This is a genomic window from Roseibium sp. (assembly GCF_965216085.1).
Classification (GTDB): Bacteria; Pseudomonadota; Alphaproteobacteria; order Rhizobiales; family Stappiaceae; genus Roseibium.
In genome coordinates this window covers 5,938,931-5,958,547 of record NZ_OZ244138.1, presented here as the reverse complement: position 1 = coordinate 5,958,547, position 19,617 = coordinate 5,938,931, and the positions used below count along the sequence as shown (strand labels likewise).

18 protein-coding genes are annotated in these 19,617 nt (G+C 56.1%); 8 read left to right on the top strand and 10 right to left on the bottom strand.

Annotation, left to right across the window (positions count from 1 at the left end; all coding sequences use genetic code 11):
* Nucleotides 1–88 precede the first annotated feature (88 nt).
* The 4 genes from purH to htpX all read right to left on the bottom strand — a co-directional run bounded on the left by purH (nucleotide 89) and on the right by htpX (nucleotide 6,272).
* Nucleotides 89–1,705: a bifunctional phosphoribosylaminoimidazolecarboxamide formyltransferase/IMP cyclohydrolase gene (gene purH / locus ACOOFE_RS27870; RefSeq protein ID WP_420413026.1), complete on the bottom strand. Its 1,617-nt coding sequence runs from the start codon at nucleotides 1,703–1,705 to the stop codon at nucleotides 89–91.
* A 74-nt stretch (nucleotides 1,706–1,779) separates the two neighbouring features.
* Nucleotides 1,780–3,336 carry a heparinase II/III family protein gene (locus ACOOFE_RS27865; RefSeq protein WP_420413025.1) on the bottom strand — a complete coding sequence of 519 codons (1,557 nt, stop codon included), beginning with the start codon at nucleotides 3,334–3,336 and terminating at the stop codon, nucleotides 1,780–1,782.
* 454 nt (nucleotides 3,337–3,790) lie between these two features.
* Entirely contained in the window at nucleotides 3,791–5,167 is a 1,377-nt protein-coding gene (locus ACOOFE_RS27860; RefSeq protein ID WP_420413024.1) for an RsmB/NOP family class I SAM-dependent RNA methyltransferase, read from the bottom strand.
* Nucleotides 5,168–5,312: 145 nt separating this feature from the next.
* Nucleotides 5,313–6,272: a zinc metalloprotease HtpX gene (gene htpX / locus ACOOFE_RS27855; RefSeq protein WP_420413023.1), complete on the bottom strand. Its 960-nt coding sequence runs from the start codon at nucleotides 6,270–6,272 to the stop codon at nucleotides 5,313–5,315.
* 157 nt (nucleotides 6,273–6,429) lie between these two features.
* Here htpX and ACOOFE_RS27850 point away from each other — a divergent pair, with 157 nt between their 5' ends.
* Complete coding sequence (locus ACOOFE_RS27850; RefSeq protein ID WP_420413022.1) at nucleotides 6,430–6,693, top strand: DUF1674 domain-containing protein; 264 nt, start codon at nucleotides 6,430–6,432, stop codon at nucleotides 6,691–6,693.
* A gap of 72 nt (nucleotides 6,694–6,765) precedes the next feature.
* Nucleotides 6,766–7,794, top strand: coding sequence for a hypothetical protein (locus ACOOFE_RS27845; protein WP_420413021.1), 1,029 nt, complete (start codon nucleotides 6,766–6,768; stop codon nucleotides 7,792–7,794).
* Nucleotides 7,795–7,806: 12 nt separating this feature from the next.
* Here ACOOFE_RS27845 and ACOOFE_RS27840 read toward each other — a convergent pair whose 3' ends face one another.
* Entirely contained in the window at nucleotides 7,807–8,463 is a 657-nt protein-coding gene (locus ACOOFE_RS27840; protein ID WP_420413020.1) for an SGNH/GDSL hydrolase family protein, read from the bottom strand.
* A 170-nt stretch (nucleotides 8,464–8,633) separates the two neighbouring features.
* Here ACOOFE_RS27840 and ACOOFE_RS27835 point away from each other — a divergent pair, with 170 nt between their 5' ends.
* From ACOOFE_RS27835 to ACOOFE_RS27820, 4 genes are all read left to right on the top strand, one after another.
* Nucleotides 8,634–9,857, top strand: coding sequence for an aminotransferase class I/II-fold pyridoxal phosphate-dependent enzyme (locus ACOOFE_RS27835; RefSeq protein ID WP_420413019.1), 1,224 nt, complete (start codon nucleotides 8,634–8,636; stop codon nucleotides 9,855–9,857).
* Nucleotides 9,854–12,625: a DNA translocase FtsK 4TM domain-containing protein gene (locus tag ACOOFE_RS27830; protein ID WP_420413018.1), complete on the top strand. Its 2,772-nt coding sequence runs from the start codon at nucleotides 9,854–9,856 to the stop codon at nucleotides 12,623–12,625. Before ACOOFE_RS27835 ends, ACOOFE_RS27830 begins: the two co-directional genes overlap by 4 nt.
* Nucleotides 12,626–12,710: 85 nt before the next feature.
* Nucleotides 12,711–13,358: an outer membrane lipoprotein carrier protein LolA gene (locus ACOOFE_RS27825; RefSeq protein ID WP_420413017.1), complete on the top strand. Its 648-nt coding sequence runs from the start codon at nucleotides 12,711–12,713 to the stop codon at nucleotides 13,356–13,358.
* A 46-nt stretch (nucleotides 13,359–13,404) separates the two neighbouring features.
* Nucleotides 13,405–14,385: a hypothetical protein gene (locus tag ACOOFE_RS27820; RefSeq protein ID WP_420413016.1), complete on the top strand. Its 981-nt coding sequence runs from the start codon at nucleotides 13,405–13,407 to the stop codon at nucleotides 14,383–14,385.
* Here the strand turns inward: ACOOFE_RS27820 and ACOOFE_RS27815 are convergent.
* The 3 genes from ACOOFE_RS27815 to ACOOFE_RS27805 form a co-directional block, all read right to left on the bottom strand.
* Nucleotides 14,379–14,582, bottom strand: a complete 204-nt coding sequence (locus tag ACOOFE_RS27815; protein WP_008193065.1) for a DUF1737 domain-containing protein — start codon at nucleotides 14,580–14,582, stop codon at nucleotides 14,379–14,381. The two genes, ACOOFE_RS27820 and ACOOFE_RS27815, sit on opposite strands and share 7 nt — an antisense overlap.
* 17 nt (nucleotides 14,583–14,599) lie before the next feature.
* The gene (locus tag ACOOFE_RS27810; RefSeq protein ID WP_420413015.1) at nucleotides 14,600–15,484 is read right to left on the bottom strand and encodes an HpcH/HpaI aldolase/citrate lyase family protein; all 885 of its coding nucleotides are present in this window, start codon (nucleotides 15,482–15,484) and stop codon (nucleotides 14,600–14,602) included.
* 75 nt (nucleotides 15,485–15,559) lie between these two features.
* Nucleotides 15,560–16,459, bottom strand: coding sequence for a DMT family transporter (locus ACOOFE_RS27805; RefSeq protein ID WP_420413014.1), 900 nt, complete (start codon nucleotides 16,457–16,459; stop codon nucleotides 15,560–15,562).
* A 152-nt stretch (nucleotides 16,460–16,611) separates the two neighbouring features.
* Here ACOOFE_RS27805 and ACOOFE_RS27800 point away from each other — a divergent pair, with 152 nt between their 5' ends.
* On the top strand, nucleotides 16,612–17,073 hold the full coding sequence (locus ACOOFE_RS27800; RefSeq protein WP_141184448.1) for a GNAT family N-acetyltransferase: 462 nt from the start codon (nucleotides 16,612–16,614) through the stop codon (nucleotides 17,071–17,073).
* A gap of 20 nt (nucleotides 17,074–17,093) precedes the next feature.
* Here ACOOFE_RS27800 and ACOOFE_RS27795 read toward each other — a convergent pair whose 3' ends face one another.
* Nucleotides 17,094–18,143 (bottom strand): DUF2125 domain-containing protein, encoded by a 1,050-nt coding sequence (locus tag ACOOFE_RS27795; RefSeq protein WP_420413013.1) that lies wholly within the window; start codon nucleotides 18,141–18,143, stop codon nucleotides 17,094–17,096.
* 126 nt (nucleotides 18,144–18,269) lie between these two features.
* On the opposite strand from ACOOFE_RS27795, the gene ACOOFE_RS27790 reads away from it, so the two are divergent.
* Nucleotides 18,270–18,800 (top strand): gamma-glutamylcyclotransferase, encoded by a 531-nt coding sequence (locus tag ACOOFE_RS27790; protein ID WP_420413012.1) that lies wholly within the window; start codon nucleotides 18,270–18,272, stop codon nucleotides 18,798–18,800.
* A 48-nt stretch (nucleotides 18,801–18,848) separates the two neighbouring features.
* On the opposite strand, the gene ACOOFE_RS27785 is transcribed toward ACOOFE_RS27790, so the two are convergent.
* Nucleotides 18,849–19,616 carry a lysophospholipid acyltransferase family protein gene (locus tag ACOOFE_RS27785; protein ID WP_420413011.1) on the bottom strand — a complete coding sequence of 256 codons (768 nt, stop codon included), beginning with the start codon at nucleotides 19,614–19,616 and terminating at the stop codon, nucleotides 18,849–18,851.
* Between the last annotated feature and the right edge of the window lies 1 nt (nucleotide 19,617).

Genomic DNA, 19,617 nt, shown 5'->3' with positions numbered 1-19,617 from the left:
TAACAAGATATTCAAAGGCCTACGGATTATTTGCACCCACAAAGAAATGCAGTTTATCCCAATAGTAAAAGCTGCAGTATTTCCGAGTTTAATGCCGGAAGTGGCGCATCCCGGTCATGACCATGGCAAGGCCAGCATCATCGGCCGCTTTGATCACGTCTTCATCGCGCATGGACCCGCCTGGCTGAATAACAGCTGTGGCGCCCGCCTCTGCCGCAGAAAGCAGACCATCAGCAAAGGGGAAGAAGGCGTCAGATGCTACAACGCAGCCCTTAGTGAGCGGCTCGGAAAGCCCCGCGGCTTCTGTGGCGTCCAACGCCTTGCGCGCAGCAATGCGGGCAGAATCCACCCGGCTCATTTGACCGGCACCGACCCCGACCGTCGCTCCGTCCTTGACATAAACGATGGCATTCGATTTCACATGTTTGGCCACCCGGAACGCAAACTTCAGGTCCTGCATTTCCTGATCGCTCGGCGCGCGTTTGGTCACGACTTTAAGATCCAGGTCATCGACCACACCGTTGTCCCGGGACTGAACCAACAAACCACCTGCAACGGACTTCACAAACAGCCCCTCGGCCCGGGCATCGGCGAGGCCGCCAGTCGTCAGCAGCCGCAGATTTTTCTTTGCTGCAATGATTTCGCGGGCCGCGTCATCGGCGTCCGGCGCAATAATGACCTCGGTGAAAACCTTGACGATTTCTTCCGCTGCCGCCGCATCAAGGGTCTGGTTCAAAGCAACGATACCGCCAAAAGCTGAAACTGGATCGCAGCGCAAGGCTTTTTCGTAAGCATCTTTGAGGCTGGAGCCTTCGGCTACACCGCAAGGATTTGCGTGCTTGATGATGGCAACAGCGCTTGAGCGGGACGGGTCAAACTCGCTGACCAGTTCGAAGGCAGCATCCGTGTCGTTGATGTTGTTGTAGGAGAGCGTCTTGCCTTGAAGCTGAGTTGCGGTGGCAACGCCCGGGCGCTGTTCGCCGGTCTTGTAGAATCCAGCTGTCTGGTGCGGGTTTTCGCCGTAGCGCATGACTTCCGAAAGCGCACCGCCAACCGCGCGGTGCGCCGGGGTAGCTTCTTCCAATTGATCTGCCATCCAGTTGGAAACCGCAGCATCATATGCGGCCGTACGGGCAAACGCTTTCAAGGCCAGTTTTTTGCGAAGAGCAATCGGTGACTTGCCACCGTTAGCATCGAGCGCTTCGATCACCGCCGTATAGTCGGCAGGATCAGTGACCACGGTAACATAGGCATGGTTTTTCGCCGCCGCACGGGTCATGGCCGGACCGCCAATGTCGATGTTTTCAATGCCGGTCGCATAATCCGCACCGGAGGCCACCACCTCTTCAAATGGATAAAGATTGCCACAAAAGAGATCGATGCCGGTGATACCATGGTCGGCCATGGCCTTTTGGTGGACTTCATCGTCGCGGATAGACAACAGACCACCATGGACATTCGGGTGTAGGGTTTTTACCCGGCCATCCATGATTTCCGGGAAATTGGTGACTTCAGAGATATCAAGGACGGCGAGGCCGGCATCTTTCAGCGCCTTGTAAGAGCCGCCAGTCGAAACCAGTTCCACACCGCGATCAGCCAAAGCCTTGGCGAAGTCGACGAGCCCGGTTTTGTCGAAAACAGACAAAAGGGCGCGTTTGACGGGAACATATTCTGGAACGGGAACGGCTTTGGACACGATGGCCATCTGGACTGCCTCTCAGCTGGAACGGTGCGGAATGTGGCGCCGCCCTAACACGTCTTGCTGAAAAGCGGAAGGTTTCAGATGGGGTCTTGGCGTCCCTCTTCGTCCATAGTCTGATTTGAAGAGGCATCATCTGGCGTTTCTCCAGTTTCCACCCCAGTACCCTCAGCTGGTTCTGCAACCTCTGACGCTGGTTCCTCTAACGGCAATTCTTCTGTCTCGTCAAAATCATTGGTGCCGCGACGGCTCAGTTTAGCAGTCGCAGTCCGCCGGAATTGCCATCCAACAGACGGAGCCGATTCCAGCGGTCCGGAAAGAACGATTTGTTCCGATTTCCGGTGACCAAAGACATCTGAGAGATAAATGCTCTCTTCCAATGCGATTTCGATACCTGGCGCTTCGAATTCCCAAGCTTCCCCATCGCGGCAAACCAGAAGCAACGCAGACCCCGCCCGGATCAGCGAAGCTTTAAGTGCCGGATGCAAATGGAACCGGATGGTATAAAGGGTATCAGGGTCCACCGAACCGGTTGCCTGAAAAGTATCTATGCCATCAAGGACTGTACCATCCGCAGACAAGCGTAGATCGCGTTCATGCATTGTATTGAAATCGGCCACATAGCCGTCGTGGGACGCAATTAGGCGGCTTCCAGCAGCATCATCTTCCCGAGCCAGCTCAACTTGCCGTGGACCTGAGAGAATCGGAGCGCCGAGCAGATGACCAAACGGCTTTTCGGACAAGAACCGGCAGGATGATGTGTCGTCGATCGAGGCTGTGGAATGAGCCGCTGTAGACCGGCTGACTTTACGCCAAACAGGGTTGGATTTTGGAGAAACCCCGCAATTGACGATGATCCTGTTTACACCGGAGGAAAACTCGAACGACAGACAGCCCGCATGGGCATCGCCGGAGAGCGAAATCTCCGGAGCCGGACCAGTGTCCATCAACACCACGGACGCTCCTCCGCTGAGCCGCTGATATCCGGAATGCGGTGCGTTGGACGGCGGTGCGCCGCGCGCATCGTCATAGGCCAGGATCGTTGCGACCAAATCGCTCGGTGTCGAGCCCATACCATTAAAGTGGCCGAGCGCCCCATCGCCATGACGGAAAAATTTCATCATGGGCATCATTCGGTCGACCGACTGAACCATGGCCGCCGGTACTTCGAGCCCCTGGGCCACGAAGGCCTGTCGGACCGGCAGAAGATCGGCGAGAATATCGATCAGCGCACGGGGATTGCGGGAGATATGGCCGCCATCGGGAAGGATCTGACGGGCCAGCTCCTGATCCAGCCGCCGGATACTCTGACGGGCAAATCTGCCCTGCCCGGCCATAGAGATGCAGGCAGACGCTATGGCGAGCGCCGCATGCAGCCGCTCGACGCCGTCTTCTGTTTCATTAATGGTCTGGCGCAAATAGTGAACCTGACGGGCCAGAGATTTGATGAAGGCCCGATAAAAATCGTGTTCGCCATCCTGCAGAATGAACGGCGAATGGGCCAGCCAGGACAGGATCCGGCGGGTGACCACCGGAGCTTCCCAGCCATATTGATGCCAGCGGCCGCAATAGCGAATCCAGTCTTCCACCAAGGCACGGGCGTTCTGGCGGGCAATCTGGCTGTCGGCGGCGCGCAAGTCCCGGAGCCAGCCGAAGCTGTGCAATTCGCGTTGCCAGTCTTCATGGACAGCTTGCAACTCAAAGGGAGAGCGGCCTTGCGTTTCGACCAGATGACCGGAAAATAAAAACCGCCCGCCATAGATATCCGCGGCATTGGTCGCGTCAGCAGTTCTGAGATCCTGCGGTGCGATCAACAGGCGTTCAGGCACGGCAGAAAACGGCTGCAAGCGGGAGATCGGTCCGCCATGCATCCACTTTCGGGTCCGTTGCCAGAAATACGACACCACCAGGCCCCAAATACGCCCGCGTTCCGAGAAGGTGGCATTCGTCACCGGACCATCTCCAATACTGATGGTCTAAGCGTGATAATCGGTATTCTCCGTTCAAGTGGCCAAGAACCAGCTCTTAAACCCACTATTAAGGTTAGCAATTGCTTTAGAGAATCATGACAGTTGAAGTGTTTATTCTGCGTTAAAGCTTCTTGAAACGGGCTGCGAAAAAACCATCCATGCCGAAAAGGCTGTCATCCGGTCTGGCTGGATGATCCGGACGGCAGCGAAGAAAGCCTTCCGCTGTGACACTGTTGACCAGTCCGCCGATCTCCGATGGATCGACGGGTGACAGAACAACCGTATCCTTGTTCCGCTCCAGGAACTGCGCTACTTGCTGTTCGCCTTCTGCCGCCTCTAGGGAACACGTGCAATAAACTAGAAGTCCACCGGGCCTGACCCAGGAGATCACCCGGTCGAGCAATTCCCGTTGAATTTCACCCAGTTTTTCAATGTCATATGGCTTCTTGATCCAGGGCACGTCCGGATGGCGGCGGATCGTTCCGGTCGCGCTGCAGGGCGCATCAAGCAGGATAGCATCAAATGGTTCGTCCGGTTCATACGCCCTGAGATCCGAGGCGACCGTTGTGACGGACAAACCAAGACGGGTCATGTTTTCTGACAACCGCTTGAGACGGCCTTTTGAAATATCAACGGCGGTCACGTTTGCTCCGGCAGCAGCGAGCTGTGCGGTTTTACCACCCGGAGCAGCACAAAGATCTGCGACCTTCAAACCGGAAACATCACCTAGCAGCCGCGCTGGCAGGGCTGCAGCCGCGTCCTGAACCCACCAGGCTCCGTCTTCAAATCCCTCCAGAGCATCAACGGCACCCTTTTTGGTCAACCGGACACTTCCCGCGCCAACGATCGTGCCATCAAGCTTTTCAGCCCAGTTTTCCGGATCGGATTTTACGGTGAGATCGAGCGCAGCTTCTGTTTCATGTGCTTTGGCAATGGCAGCGGCTCCCTCTTCCCCATAAGCCTCCTGCCAGCTCTCCCAGAGCCAGTCCGGCGTGTTGATCCGGGCCGCATCAATATCAGTTGTGATCTCATCACGTTCCCGGCCAAGGCGGCGCAGGACACCGTTCACAAGGCCTTTATAGGGCCGTGCGCGCCGGTCCATCGACGCATGATCGACTGCAATTGAGACAGCGGCCCGGTCCGGAATATCCAGAAACTGCATTTGGGCGATGGCGACGTGAAGAATATCAAGCACCCGCCCGGTTTTCTCCGGTATATCCCGGTCCAGCAAACGGCTCAGGATCTCCGCGATTTCGCCGCGGTGGCGAAGGGCAGCTCCAGCAATTGCGCGCACGAGCGCCCGGTCATTGGCGGCTAAATCCCGGAAGCCGGAGTGACCGGAAGCCATGTCCAGTTCGCCATCTAAAGGACGCTTTTTGTGAACCACATTTCCAAGGATATCCGCGGCAACCTTACGAGCCGCAAACCCCGGTTTGTCTTTTTTGTCGGCCGGATTGCCCTTTTGGGCCTTATTCTTCTTTTGCGGAGTTTTGGTCACGGAACAGTCCTGATAGGCAGCCGATGAGACGCTGCCAGTGTCAAAATCAAGCGCCGCAGTCCGGGATCCGGCTGCGGCGCGTCTAAATTCATTCTAGATCTTGGCCTGGCAATCGCCAAGGATTTTCGAAGTCTCTGTTGATTCCTCAGCCCCAAGGGCCTTTCGGACGCGGCGGGTCTTCATAGGACCGGGTACCGGATGTACCGCCCCAGGGACCGGAGTGCGGAGCGCTTGTTTGGGCATAAGCACCCCGGCCAGCGGTGCCCAATCCGGCCTCGGACAATTTGCGCAGCTCGTCGATCCGGTTCTGTGTGTTCGGGTGCGTGGAGAACAGATTATCCATTCGTTCGCCGGACAGCGGATTCATGATGAACATGTGAGCTGTCGCCGGATTGGCTTCGGCGTCTGGATTGTGAATACGTTCCACACCTCCGGAAATCTTGGCCAAGGCAGATGCGAGCCACATCGGTTCACCACAAATCTGAGCGCCCATGCGATCGGCTGCATATTCGCGGGTCCGGGAAATCGCCATTTGCACGACCATCGCGGCCATCGGTGCGACCACCATCATCAGGATCACGCCGATTATGCCGAGCGGATTGTTGCGATTGCCACCAAAAAAGAAAGCAAAATTCGCCAGCATGGAAATGGCACCGGCAATTGTCGCCGTGATCGTCATGATCAACGTGTCGTGGTTTTTGACGTGTGCGAGCTCGTGCGCCATCACGCCGGCCACTTCTTCCTGGCTCAGCATCTCAAGCAGGCCTGTGGTTGCGGCAACAGCTGCGTTTTCCGGATTCCGGCCGGTGGCAAAGGCGTTCGGCTGTGGGTTGTTGATGATAAAAACCTTCGGCATCGGCAAATCGGCATTCTGTGCCAGTTGGCGGACCATGCCGTAATACTCTGGCGCGGAGCGTTCATCGACTTCCTGCGCATGATGCATGCGCAGAACCATTTTGTCCGCGTTCCAATAGCTGAACAGGTTCATTGCGGCCGCAATCGCAAGGGCAATCATCATGCCCCCTTGTCCGCCGATCATGAAGCCGACGCCCATAAAGAGAGCGGTCATTCCTGCCAGCAGCATGGCTGTGCGAACGTAATTCATCGTCGTTTGATCCGTTTCCTTTGATCGTTTAGGCAAATGCGCCCGATAACATTATCCGGCCTTCAACATGGGTATGACTGCCAATCTTGGCAAGTTTAGCCTATATAACACCAGAGTTTTGAAATCCGCCTGACAGCCAAGCTGCGACCGCCAAACCATGACCGACACCAAAGACACATCAACCGCCATTTTCACGGCCACCGAAGTCCCATCCCTTAAAACGGATGTGGCCGAAGCGCCAAAACGGAAATTTGAAGATCTGCCGCCCGCCGCTCAGCGCGCTTTGAAAGAAGCTGAAGACAGGCGAAAGGAAATCGACGCCAAACAGGACGCCATGCCGGAAGAAGTCGACGGCCGCGGCGGCCTGGAACCGACGCGCTATGACGACTGGGAAATCAAGGGTTTGACGGTCGATTTTTAATTTCTAGCGGCCAGATTTACGAATAGTTCTAACGTTGGATAATGCCAATTTATTGATTTGAAGGATGTAATAATGCAGGAGCTATCATCATCCGTTCCAATGTGTACCGTTGACGGGAGCTCTATGCTCTACCCGATCCGCAAGGGCGATACGCTCGCGAAAATCGTCAGTGAGCAGTACAACGTGCATGGCAGCGATGTACAACAGGCCATCAACTCAGTCCTCGCCAACAATCCGGAAATAAAAGATCCAAACATGATCTATGCCGGGCAGATGCTGATTCTTGAATACCCCTACAACAAGAAACGAACCGAAAATGCCCAAATCCGTGAGCTTCTTGCCGCACAGAGATTCTGGAATGCCAAACCCAAGACAGAACAGGCTGAGATGGCGGTAACGACGAGAGCAATTACAGCTCTCGGCGTTGCAAAGCAGGTGACACAAGTCGGCGGGACAACACTTTCACAGACTGCTTCTATCCTCAACACCAACAAACGGCACTACTTCAACGTCGGCATAGATTATTCCCGCTACACCCGCGGCGAAATCACCAAAAGTCAATATGACTACCGTCGGCGTTTGCATCTGTCCAAGCTGCAGGCAAATCTTGGACCGCTGGAATCATCGTTACATGGCAACAACACGGTGTTTCAGAAATTCAGAATGGCCCCAGGTCGGTCTAACAATCCGACGGCCCCGTTCTTGAAACAGATCGATGCAATTCAGGATTTGACCGGAAAAATCAAACGCGGCGGCACAGTGCTAAGCTACATCATGCTGCCCTTTGAAGCGGGCAACATTGCATTACGCGAAAAAGACGCAATTCAACGAGAAATCAAACTGACCAAGCTGGGCACGGAAACACTGACCGGCGCAATGGCGGGAGCGGTGACCGGAAGAGTGTTAACCCGGGTGGTTGTTGGGGTCGCTTTGGCAACAACTCCAGTGGGGTGGGGGGCCGCTTTGGTTATCGGTCTGGGCTCGATTGTTGCCGGCGAAATTGTCAGCCATTATGCGGGAAGTGCATACGAAAAGCACCTGAGCCACATACGGATTGCCGACGTCATCGAAGAAATCGAGATTCCGGATGTCTTCAGGTGAAAACCCTTCTTCTCACATCAGTTTTTCGCGCACCACTCCCGCAATCGCCTTGGCCAGATCCTTCTGCGGTTCAGCCTCCAAATGCACCGCATCCACATTGCTGACCGACACCACGGAGCCCGTATCAAAAAAGGCAACGCCGTAGGTTTCAGTCAGTTGCCGGTACACATCCGCCAGACGCTTTGACTGTTCGCTGCCATGAGCATTGGAATAGATGCCTTCGTATTCTTTGCCGGTAAAATCGCCCAGCGGCGGCGGGGCCATCAGAAGAACTTTTGGCGCATGGCCTTCGACGTCATCCGTTGGCTGGGTCGCGGCAAACAGGATCCGCCCCATCGCCAGACCAATCGCATCCGCACTCATCTGAAACCGGTCTTGCAAATCGTTGGTGCCGAGCATGATGATCAGAATATCAATCGGCATATGGGATTTACGGACGGTCGCCAGATGCTCCAGTCCGTTCTTGTCACCCCGGACAGGATCTTCGAACACGGTCGTGCGCCCGTTGACACCGTCTTCGATGACATAAAACTCCGGTCCGAGCTCCTTTTGCAGGAGACGGGTCCATCGGACGTCATGGCCATAGCGGGACTTTTTGCCGGGCACAAACCCCCAAGTCAGAGAATCTCCGAAGCAGACAACGGAAATTGGGTCTTTTTCTGAATGCATGGATGCCCTGCTTGGTCGTTAAGGTCTCTATGCTGCCGAACCCTAGTGGCTCGAAAATGTCTTCGCAATCCATCCGTGATCGGCAGATGGCCGCCCTTGGTTAATAAGAGATTTACCAAGACCGGGATAGGGTCTGGCAAAAGTACTGCGTAACGACTGCCGGATCTTTTATGACTGCCAGCCAGACCACCTATCAGCGCGGCGCATCCCTGCCGGGCTCAAATCCATTTCAGCGCCTCGCCGAATTGCTCGCCGGGGAGACACCCGGTTTCGACCCGATCATGATGACGATCGGTGAGCCTCAACATCCTATTCCTGATTTTACGGCTGAGGTTCTGGCGGAAAGCATGGCTGATTTCCGCCGTTATCCGCCGATCAATGGCACGGCCGAGTTCCGCGAGACCATCGCTAGCTGGCTCGACAAACGTTACGGCCTGGACGGTAAGATCGACCCGGAATTTGGCGTGCTGCCCCTGAACGGCTCGCGTGAAGGCCTGTCGTTTGGCGCCATTGCCGCCCGCGACCAGCTGGACAAAGGCCTGGACCATCCGGCCGTGATCCTGCCGAATCCATTTTACCAGACCTATGCAGCCGCGGCGCATGTCGCCGATGGTGAAGCGATCCTTCTGGATGCCGTCAGCGAACACCACTTCCTGCCGGATCTGGACAGTCTCGATCCGGATCTTTTGGATCGAACAGTGGCGTTTTACGTTGCCTCACCAACCAACCCGGAAGGATCTATTGCCACGCTTTCCTATTGGCAAAAGCTGATTGATATGGCGCGCAAGCATCGCTTCATCATCTTTGCCGATGAATGTTATTCGGAGATCTACCGGTCCACGCCGCCGCCGGGTGTTCTGGAAGCCGCTCACGCGATGGGCACGGATTTTTCCAACATTGTAGTCCTGAATTCGCTGTCGAAACGGTCCAATCTCGCAGGCCTGCGCTGTGGATTTGCCGCGGGTGATCCGGTCTTCTTGAGAAAATGGGCAAAATTCCGCGGTTTGGCCGCGCCGCAAGTGCCGCTACCGGCACAAGCTGTGGCCGTCCGTGCCTATCGCGACGAAGCGCATGTTGAAGAAAACCGCAGGCTCTACAACGAAAAATACGAAGTGGCTGAGCGTCTGCTTGGCCCGATCATGGGACCGGTGACCGCAGATGCCGGCTTCTTCCTGTGGCTCAATGTCGCCAGATGGGGCGACGGTGTTTCAGTCACACAATCTCTGTGGCGCGACACAGGCGTGAAAGTGCTTCCGGGCAGCTATTTAGCGTCCGATCAGTCCGATGGCAGCAATCCGGGACGCAACTATATCCGCGCGGGACTTGTGGCACCTCTCGCACAAACGGAAATCGCTCTTGAACGATTGGCAAATTGGTTGGGAGAAAAGGCATGAGACGGGCCAGCGCTGTTCGTGGGACCAATCGCCGCTCCGCGGCTGATCTGCTGGATACGGAAAGTCCGGCCAAACGCTTTTTGCGCCGCAATCTGACAGGAGCGGCCGGTCTCGGCGTCATCGCGCTCACCGCAACTCTGGCCGCCGCCCTTGCCACCTGGTCTGTCAACGACCCAAGCTTCAACCATGCCACCGGCGGACCGGTCCGCAATGCGCTTGGCGCCCCCGGCGCGATTGTCGCCGACGTCTTGATGCAGACGATTGGCCTCGCAACGGCTGTCTTTCTTATTCCGCTGGTTCTTTGGGGCTGGCGGCTCCTGACCGGACACACCCTCGGCATCGGCCGTAAGCGGCTTTTGTATTGGGTTCTTGGGTCTGCTCTGGCGGGAGGCGCACTTGCCGCGCTGCCGGTCCCGCAAAGCTGGCCGCTGCCAACCGGTCTCGGCGGTTTTCTGGGCGACATGATCCACAGCGTTCCTGCTGTTCTGACCAGCAATCTGACGAGCGGCGCTGCCACCATCATCGGCGGTTTGGGGCTCGGTGTTCCAGCCGGATTGCTGCTGCTTGCCTCAGCCGGTTGGCTTGGCCGGACCGGTGCGCCTGTTGAACGGGTCGAACCACGCCGGATGCCATCCGGACACGGCAAATCAGTTGAAGAAGAACTCGGCCTCGACGATGACGAGGACGGAGAAAGCCGCCTCAGCCTGATGGCGACCGCCGTTGCCGGTCATGCAAGCCATCTCGGTCTGCTGGCAGCAACCCAAGTTCGCCGGATGGCCGGGTTCAAACGGGCACCTGTCTACGACGACGATGATCAGCACTGGGATGGTGTTGTTGAAGATGAAGACTACGAGCCAGGAGAACCCGCTCAGAAAAATCGCCTGAAATCTTTCCGCCGGGCGCTTGCCGGGCGTTTGATGCCGGAGGACGATGACGGGCTGGATGAATTTTATGAACGCGGTGACCTACAGGATTCGGGCGAGCATGACCTCCAGGACCCATTTGACGAAGAAGGTGAAGGGTTTGCGCCGGACGAGTTCCTGATCGACAAGGGGCCAGTTTCAGGAGAGCCTCTGCCTGGCGACATTGCGATGCCGGTCGGCATTGCCTCTCCGGAGCCTGCGCCGGCCGCGCCGGCCCGGTCGGCCCCGCAACAAATGCAGACAGGGCGGGTTATCCCGCCAGCGCCGAAGCCGAAGCAAAGCAAACGCGCGATGGAAGAGGCACAGCCGTCCTTCTTAGGCGCACCGGAAGACTACGAATTGCCACCATTGCGCCTTCTTGCCGAAGCCAAGGCAGGTGGCAAAGTTCCGGGTCTCTCCGCTGATGCGCTGGAGCAAAACGCGCGCATTCTGGAAGGCGTTCTAGAGGATTTTGGCGTTCGCGGCGAGATCATCGAAGTGCGCCCGGGCCCTGTGGTCACGCTCTATGAGCTGGAACCGGCGCCGGGCATCAAGTCTTCCCGCGTGATTGGCCTTGCTGACGATATCGCCCGCTCCATGAGCGCGATTTCCGCCCGTGTTGCCGTGATCCCGGGCAAGAATGCCATAGGCATCGAACTGCCGAATGCCCGCCGTGAAACGGTGTATTTGCGGGAAATGCTGGCCTCTCAGGACTTTGAGAAATCAAAGTCCAAACTGGCGCTCGGCCTTGGCAAGACGATCAATGGCGAAGGTGTTGTCGCCGATCTGGCACGCATGCCGCACTTGCTCGTTGCTGGTACCACGGGTTCGGGTAAGTCCGTTGCCATCAACACCATGATCTTGTCGCTGCTTTACCGGCTGACGCCGGACCAGTGCAAAATGATCATGATTGATCCGAAAATGCTGGAACTGTCGATCTATGACGGCATTCCGCATCTTCTGACCCCGGTTGTTACCGATCCGAAAAAAGCTGTTGTCGCCTTGAAGTGGACCGTCCGCGAGATGGAGGACCGCTACAAGAAGATGTCCAAGATGGGTGTCCGCAACATCGATGGCTACAACACCCGGATCAAGCAGGCGCTGGAGAAAGGTGAAAGCTTCACAAGGACCGTGCAGACGGGCTTTGACCGGGATACCGGGGAGCCGATCTACGAAGAAGAACAGCTGCCACTGGAAGCCATGCCGTATATCGTCGTCATCGTCGACGAGATGGCCGACCTGATGATGGTGGCCGGCAAGGACATCGAAGGTGCGATCCAGCGTCTGGCACAGATGGCCCGTGCCGCCGGCATTCACTTGATCATGGCAACCCAGCGTCCATCCGTGGATGTCATCACCGGGACGATCAAGGCGAACTTCCCGACCCGTATTTCCTTCCAGGTGACGTCGAAGATCGACAGCCGCACGATTTTGGGCGAAATGGGCGCCGAACAACTGCTCGGCATGGGTGATATGCTGTTCATGGCCGGTGGCGGCCGGATCCAGCGTGTCCACGGTCCCTTTGTGTCCGATGACGAGGTTGAAGAAATCGTCAAACACCTCAAGGTTCAGGGCACACCGCAGTATCTGGAAGCAGTTACCGAAGAAGATGAGGAATCTGAAAGCCCGTATGACGGCGCTCCGTCTGGCGGCGGAGATGGCAATGATCTCTACGACAAAGCGGTCGCGATCGTTCTTAAAGACAAGAAAGCATCAACCTCCTATATCCAGCGGCGCCTGTCGATCGGCTACAACCGCGCCGCCTCGTTAATCGAGCGCATGGAGCAGGAAGGCCTGATCAGCGCGGCAAATCATGCGGGTAAACGTGAAATACTGGTGCAAAACGGCCTCGATGAGGATTTCTGACCCTCTTGCGCCCAAGCTTTGCCATAGACATTTTCTATGTACGGTCTAACGCTCAGGTACCGGCACCGTTTTAGGACACTCAATTATGCTGACACACTTCGCTTCCCGCCTTGGCAGATTCATTGGCCGCCCGGTCATGGCACTGGTTCTGGCCATCTCAGTTGCGGGGCCTGCTGTTGCACTGAGTGAAACTGAAGAAAAGACGCTTCAGGACCTCAATTCCTATTTCAACTCGGTGAAGACCATGCACGGGGACTTCATCCAGTTTGGTCCCGATGGCAGCCAATCGGATGGCAAATTTTATATGGCCCGTCCCGGAAAGGTGCGGTTTTACTACAACAAACCCTCCGTGCTCGACATTGTCGCCGATGGCAAATCTGTGTCCGTACGCGACCGCAAACTGAACACCCAGGATATCTGGCCGTTGGGTCAAACGCCGCTGCGTTTCCTATTGTCGGATACGATTGATCTGCAAAAGGACACCAATGTTACCAATGTGATGGTGGAAGAAGATCTGGTCACGGTGACGATCTTCGACAAGACAAAGTTCAACTCCGGTACATTGACCCTGATTTTCGACGCCAACGACTATGCGCTTAAGCAATGGACAGTGACCGATCAGCAGGGGTACGATACCTCCGTTGCCGTCTACAATGTCGTTTCGAATGGCCCGACAAATCCGGACCTCTTCAAAATCGATTATCTGGCAAATTCACGGCAATCGCGAAACTGAGAAACGGCCGTGTCAAACGATGGAAAAGGCGACGCCCCGACCTCTTGTGCAGAGGATACTTGCCGGTTATTGCGCCCGGCACGGCTTGCCGCTCATTTGTGACGAGAGCTCCGGCCAGGCCGGATTTATCCAGCTTGAAGATGGCGCCCGGCGGTTTTTCCGGGGTAGCCATTTCGACCTCAACCCACTCGGTGCGGCGGAAATCGCAGACGATAAAGCCTACACACTTGGTTTCCTGAAACGGGACGGATATTCCGTTCCTGACAGCCTGCTCATCCATGCCTTTGATGTTCTCGCCGGATTACGGGTGCAAAAGCCGGAGATAGCCGAGCACATGCATTCTGCCGAAGACGCGTTGCATTTTGCTGAAAACGTCGGCTACCCGGTGTTTGTCAAACCGAACAGCGGTCAAGAAGGCGAGGACGTGGTGCGCCTGGATACGCGCGCCAATCTGGAACGTTCCCTCACCGATCTTCTCATGCGCCATTCGTCATTACTGGTGCAAAAGGCAATCCCGGGTTCAGATCTGCGTATTCTGGTTCTGGACGGCGAGGTTCTTTTGGCGCTTCACCGTCAGCCCGTGCATGTGAAAGGTGATGGTGAGCGATCAGTTGAGGAACTGGCCTTCAGCATAACTGGCATCAACTTCCGCGACCCCAGAGTAGAACCAGAGCTGACCCGGCAAGGCCTTGGCCCGGCCTCAATCCCGGAGAAGGAGCAGACGGTCGAACTGCTGCCCAACAAGAACCTATCAGCAGGGGCAATTGCGCACGACGTGACAGATCAGGTCTCCGACGATCTGAAAGCAACGGCAATTGCCATCTGCAAGGCGCTCGGCCTCAGATATGCGGGCATTGACCTGATCTCGGAAACTCCGGAACAGACTGGCGGGTCTTACGCCGTTCTGGAAGTGAACGCTGCGCCAGGCCTCAACCGCTATGCAGCTCAGGGCGAAACAGAACTGCAGCAAGTTATCGAAGTCTATGAGCGCGTCTTCGACGCGCTCACTGGCCATAATTCTCAGTAATCGCCGAGTTTGATGTCCCGCGAATAATCGCCGTCCACTTCCTTGGTCACCGCCTGACCACAGATTGTTTCACCCTTGGTCGCGTCATAGGTGAGCGACGGCGAACCGCTGAGTTCCCAGCCCTTATTAAGCGCTTCGGTAACCCGGTGGCAGAATTCGCTGCTGTCGACATTGGTGATGAAGCGGTACAATTTCATGGCTGTCTCTCTGTTTTTTACGCGCGGGCGGCAATCGCGTCAGCGATGGCAATCACCCGCTTACCCATGTCCGCATGTAGCCGTTCAACCATCTTGCCGTCCACCTGAATTGCGCCTTTGGAGGCATTTTCCGGCTGATCAAAGAGATTGTTGATCTTGCGCGCCCAGGCAACTTCCTCTTCCGATGGACTGAAGGCAGCATGACAGGCCGCGATTTGTTTTGGGTGGATCAGGGTCTTGCCATCCATGCCCATTTCCGCGCCTTGCGCACATTCGGCGGCAAACCCTTCTTCATCCTGAAAGGCGTTGTAGACACCGTCCAGAATGTCAATGCCGCCTGCCCGAGCCGCAGCCAGACAGGTCATCAGCCACGGCATCATGACCGCCCGGCCAGGCACCAGAGCCGCGCGCGTTTCCTTGGCCAGATCGTTTGTGCCCATGACAAAACAGGACAGACGCACTTCCGGGTCTCTACCGCACGCTCCAATGGCAGCGGCATTCAGCATGGCTTCCGGCGTTTCCATCATCGCCCACAGCTTGATGGAGTTGGAAGCCCCATGCATGGACAAGAGGTGAGCCACTTTTTGAAGATCAGCAGGTGAATTGACTTTAGGGACCAGGATCGCATCCGGATTGGCTTTCACTGAGGCTTTGAGATCGTCTTCACCCCAAGCGGTGTCCAATCCGTTGATGCGGATAACAACTTCGCGTTGGCCATACCCGCCTTCTGAAACGGCAGTCACGATCTGCTGGCGGGCTGTTTCCTTTGCATCGGGTGCCACGGCATCTTCCAGATCCAGAAGCAGGCAATCGACATCCAGCGTCTTGGCTTTTTCCAGAGCACGGGCGTTTGAGCCGGGCATGTAAAGGGCAGAACGGCGGGGTTTGAAGGTCTCACTCATGAAAGGCGTCCGTGGTTTTTGTTGCTGTGCAGCACGCTAACGGCAAGCTGAAGCGGAATCCACTCGCCTTTTGGATCACTCCGCAGCGTTACCGGCAGCAGTCTTTTTGAACAGCATGTCCTTGGCAGCAATGACAGCACCCAGTGTGATGGCCAAGCAGGCAACGATAACCGACAGGGTTAAAGCGCCAAAACCGAAGGCGATCAGAAGCAAGGTCGACAACAGTGGAGCGGAATAGGCCGCCGCGCCCAAAACCTGAATGTCGCCGCGTTTGACGCCGATGTCCCAGGTAAAAAAAGCAAGACCGACAGGGAACAGAGCCAGCGCAATCACCGATCCCCACTCCAGCATGTTTTGCGGCCAGATCGTCTCTTCCCATATGAGGTGGCAGAGCACTGACAGAAGTGACGTCATAACACAGAAGCCCGCGACTGCTTCGGTCGGCACTTGTCCGAGGCGGCGGGAGAGCACGGAATAACTGGACCAGAACAGCGAAGATAGGACGGCGGCTCCATATCCAAGTGCCGAACCGCCGGAAAAACTGATCCCGTCTCCACCCGTGATCAGCAACGCAGCACCGGCAAGACCCAAAATTGTTCCGATAACATGATGAACGCGCAGATGCTCACCCGGCAGAAAGGCAGAAAACACCACAATCAGCAGTGGCCAGGTGTAGTTGATCAGATTGGCATCAACGGGGGGCGCATTTCGGATGGCTGTGAAATAGAAAAAATGAAAGCCGAACAGGCCCAAAGTGCCAAATGCCCAGATTTTCGGCGGCTGCTTGAGCCGCTCCAGTTTTCCAGTCGCGGTCACCAGGATCAAAGCCAAAATACCGGAGATGCCAAAGCACAAGGCGTTCAGCAGAAACGGCGGCACCGCGCCAGACCCGGCACCAAACAGGCCGAGGGTTGCCCACATCAACACCGCGCTTAGTCCAATTACCGTCGCCCGAACCCGATTGTCACTGATCATGTGAATAATCCATCCTTCCAATCCTTGGCGTGATGGCACGTTTGGGCAGACTTCTGAAGTCCTTTCAGAGAATTTGATTCATGTCCTTGATCAGGGATCGCCTTTTGAGACATGTTGGGCATCTCTTCTGTTCCCTCATTCCCGGAGATTTCATGAGCAAGACGGATATCAAGGCTCTCGGGCTGGACGACGCCCACCAGCTGGCCCCGCTCATTGCCGAAAACGCACAGGCGCTGGTCCGCGGCGCGCCGCGCCGGCCAGACGACTATTACGCTGAACGGATCCTTGGCGACAAAACCGCAGAGGTGCTTGGCGCGTTTGAAGGCGACAAACTGATCGGTTTTGCCGTCTATTTCGATTTGCCGGAGCTGATTACCGGGCTTCGTATTGGCCAGCTCGATGACATTTATGTCCATCCCGATCATCGCAACAAAGGAACAGGCCGGAAGTTGATCGAGACTCTGGTCGCGGAAGGCCAAAAAAGGGGTTGGCTGCACCTGCGCTGGATCGTCCCTGGCAAGAATACCCCGGCAGTGGCGCTTTATGAAAAGATCGCCGAACCGGACCATCGCAAGAGCTATGTCATTCCGATCGACCGGATTGCCGGCGACTGAGTGTTTTCGCAGCCCGTAGCTCAGGATCCCGCCTGAAACAACGGTGGGATCCGGCCGAGCGTGATGAAACCCACGCGCATCAGGCCATGATCAAGGATAAGCGGGAATTCGATTGCCGGGTCGCCGCGATGGTCAGTTCCTGTTGGTTTTAGGCTGGTCAGCAGGCTTTCCAGAATGCTGAATTCATTGCTGCCGGCTGGGAACAACGGCTGGATGGTTTTCAGAAACCCATCGGGCTGAACAAGGGTCAGCGTGAGGGTACCTGACAAGGCCCCGGCACCATTAACGGTCAGGTCACCGCTTGCACCAAAACGGCTCATGCCCATGGCAATTTCCGCCAGTTCCAGACGAACCGGCAGTTCGCCCCCCAATTCCTGAATAATCCAACGCAAGTCAGCGCCCGCAAGCAACGGCGCAGCGTCCCTGACCCGCACATGAAACCGCGTGTCTACCGGGCTTGCCAGGGACGGCATCAGCTCTGATGTCAGACCATCAATCGACACAAACCCGTCGACAGCACCTGTTTCATCGGGCGATGCGCGCAAATGAAGTTCCGCCTTGGCCGAACCCGCACGTCCTGATGCCAGAGGATTCTGGAAATTAAGTTCCGGCTGAGTCAGAACAACGTCGACATCGCCCAAGGAGTCCATTGAATATTTGGCGCTGGCCCACGCCGTTTCCCAGGAGAGCTCTCCGGCAAACCCCTTTAAAGGCACGCTTACGGCCGCAGGAGTTTTAGCCTCCAAAATGACGTGCCAGGGATTATAGACCAGTGCGACGGCATTCAGACCCGCAACACTGCTCTCCGCCCCTGATAGGTCGGCGGCACGCAAGTCCTTGCAGTAGATCTCGTAGCGAAATGGATAACCGCCGATATCAAGATCGCGGCAATTGACCTCTGTGCCCAAGTCGGAAACTTGCGCGAGTTTTTGGTCAATCTGACTGGCCAGCACCGACCGGCCATAGGCCCAGGCCCCGGACCAGCCGGCGGCCACCAAGAGTATGGCAGCGAGAAGCAGGAGGTATTTTCTTTTCGACGACGTTTCCTTGATAGGCGTATCGGAAGACACGATGCAGAATCTCCTTAGGTCTTTCATCTCGAGGCAACAGCATTGAAACCACTCGCGCCGCTTGCTATCCCGGCAAGTCTGATGTTCGAACTGGCAAACTGCGCTTGAACAAAGAGACAGGGTGATATGAGCGATTTTTGGGTATTTGGCTACGGGTCACTGATGTGGAACCCGGGATTTGAGCATCTGCATGCCGAACCGGCCCTTCTACATGGCGCCCATCGTTCGCTTTGTGTCTATTCCTGGGTCCACCGGGGAACCGAAGAACGTCCCGGCCTTGTCTTTGGTCTCGACAATGGCGGCACCTGCCGCGGGATGGCTTATCAGGTCGCAACCGATCTTTGGCCTGATACCCTTGAGTATTTACGCGCGCGGGAACAAACCACGATGGTCTACAAGGAACATTGGCACAATATTTCTCTCGACAGCGGCCGGAAAGTCGAGGCACTGGTCTATATGGTCGATCACGGTCATCCGCAATACGCCGGCGCTCTGCCTTTGGAAGAACAGCTCAAGATCGTCAATGGCGCTGTCGGCAAATCCGGTGCCAATCCGGAATATGTTATCAACACAGCAGCCCATTTGGACGAAATGAAAATCACCGACACTGGTCTGTCCTGGCTGGCGGACCGGCTTAAATCCGAAACTGGCAGCTGATTAGAGAGCCCAAAGCCATTAAACGTTTTAACGTTTTCGCCCGGCGCTCTAGACGCCTTTGGCAGCCGGGATACTCTCTAGAACAGGAGATGGATTCGCCTCAGACCGGGCTTCTTCGATGAGACGATTACTCGCAGTCTCAATGTCGGAAACCATCTTTTCGTAAAACTCGTCCGGCGACAGACCTGGTTCGATCGGCGGAAGAATTTCGACAATCACGGTACCGGGGTGCACGATAAAAGATGCGCGCGGCCAGTAGACACCGGCATTATGCGCAATCGGCACAACGGGACACTGCAATTTCTTGTAAAGATGCGCGATCCCGAACTTGTACTTCGGCTCTGCGCCGGCTGGGCGGCGCGTACCTTCCGGGAAAATCAGAATTTGCCGGTTGTCGTCAATCTTTTCTTTTGCCGCTTCCATCATGGCTGCGAGAGCTTCAGAACGCTTGCCACGATTGATCGGGATCTGATCATATTTTGTCGTATACCAGCCAAAAAGCGGCAGCCAGTTGAGTTCCCGCTTCAAGATGAAGGCGGGCCTTGGAAACAGCTGAATAAGGCCGACCGTTTCCCAAGCCGACTGGTGTTTCATGGCGGCGATGTAACCGCAACTCGGCAAGTTCTCGCGGCCGCGAAATTCGACTTTCAAGCCGACGATATAGCGCATCAACAGCACCAGCGACTTTGCCCAGATGTTCGGAATCCACCAGCCATATTTTCGCGGCAACAAAAGCACCGGCAAATACAGCAGCATTTGCACAAGCGTGACTGAATAAAAGAGGATCTGAAAAACCGTAGAACGCAAAAGCAGCATG

What these genes read in the sequence shown, in the direction of transcription:
- ACOOFE_RS27790 (WP_420413012.1), top strand. Translation starts at nt 18,270, where the DNA reads ATGAGCGATTTTTGGGTATTTGGCTACGGGTCACTGATGTGGAACCCG.
- ACOOFE_RS27800 (WP_141184448.1), top strand. Translation starts at nt 16,612, where the DNA reads ATGAGCAAGACGGATATCAAGGCTCTCGGGCTGGACGACGCCCACCAG.
- ACOOFE_RS27840 (WP_420413020.1), bottom strand. Translation starts at nt 8,463, where the DNA reads ATGCATTCAGAAAAAGACCCAATTTCCGTTGTCTGCTTCGGAGATTCT.
- htpX (WP_420413023.1), bottom strand. Translation starts at nt 6,272, where the DNA reads ATGAATTACGTTCGCACAGCCATGCTGCTGGCAGGAATGACCGCTCTC.
- ACOOFE_RS27835 (WP_420413019.1), top strand. Translation starts at nt 8,634, where the DNA reads ATGACTGCCAGCCAGACCACCTATCAGCGCGGCGCATCCCTGCCGGGC.
- ACOOFE_RS27830 (WP_420413018.1), top strand. Translation starts at nt 9,854, where the DNA reads ATGAGACGGGCCAGCGCTGTTCGTGGGACCAATCGCCGCTCCGCGGCT.
- ACOOFE_RS27815 (WP_008193065.1), bottom strand. Translation starts at nt 14,582, where the DNA reads ATGAAATTGTACCGCTTCATCACCAATGTCGACAGCAGCGAATTCTGC.
- ACOOFE_RS27810 (WP_420413015.1), bottom strand. Translation starts at nt 15,484, where the DNA reads ATGAGTGAGACCTTCAAACCCCGCCGTTCTGCCCTTTACATGCCCGGC.
- purH (WP_420413026.1), bottom strand. Translation starts at nt 1,705, where the DNA reads ATGGCCATCGTGTCCAAAGCCGTTCCCGTTCCAGAATATGTTCCCGTC.
- ACOOFE_RS27850 (WP_420413022.1), top strand. Translation starts at nt 6,430, where the DNA reads ATGACCGACACCAAAGACACATCAACCGCCATTTTCACGGCCACCGAA.
- ACOOFE_RS27785 (WP_420413011.1), bottom strand. Translation starts at nt 19,616, where the DNA reads ATGCTGCTTTTGCGTTCTACGGTTTTTCAGATCCTCTTTTATTCAGTC.
- ACOOFE_RS27845 (WP_420413021.1), top strand. Translation starts at nt 6,766, where the DNA reads ATGCAGGAGCTATCATCATCCGTTCCAATGTGTACCGTTGACGGGAGC.
- ACOOFE_RS27805 (WP_420413014.1), bottom strand. Translation starts at nt 16,459, where the DNA reads ATGATCAGTGACAATCGGGTTCGGGCGACGGTAATTGGACTAAGCGCG.
- ACOOFE_RS27825 (WP_420413017.1), top strand. Translation starts at nt 12,711, where the DNA reads ATGCTGACACACTTCGCTTCCCGCCTTGGCAGATTCATTGGCCGCCCG.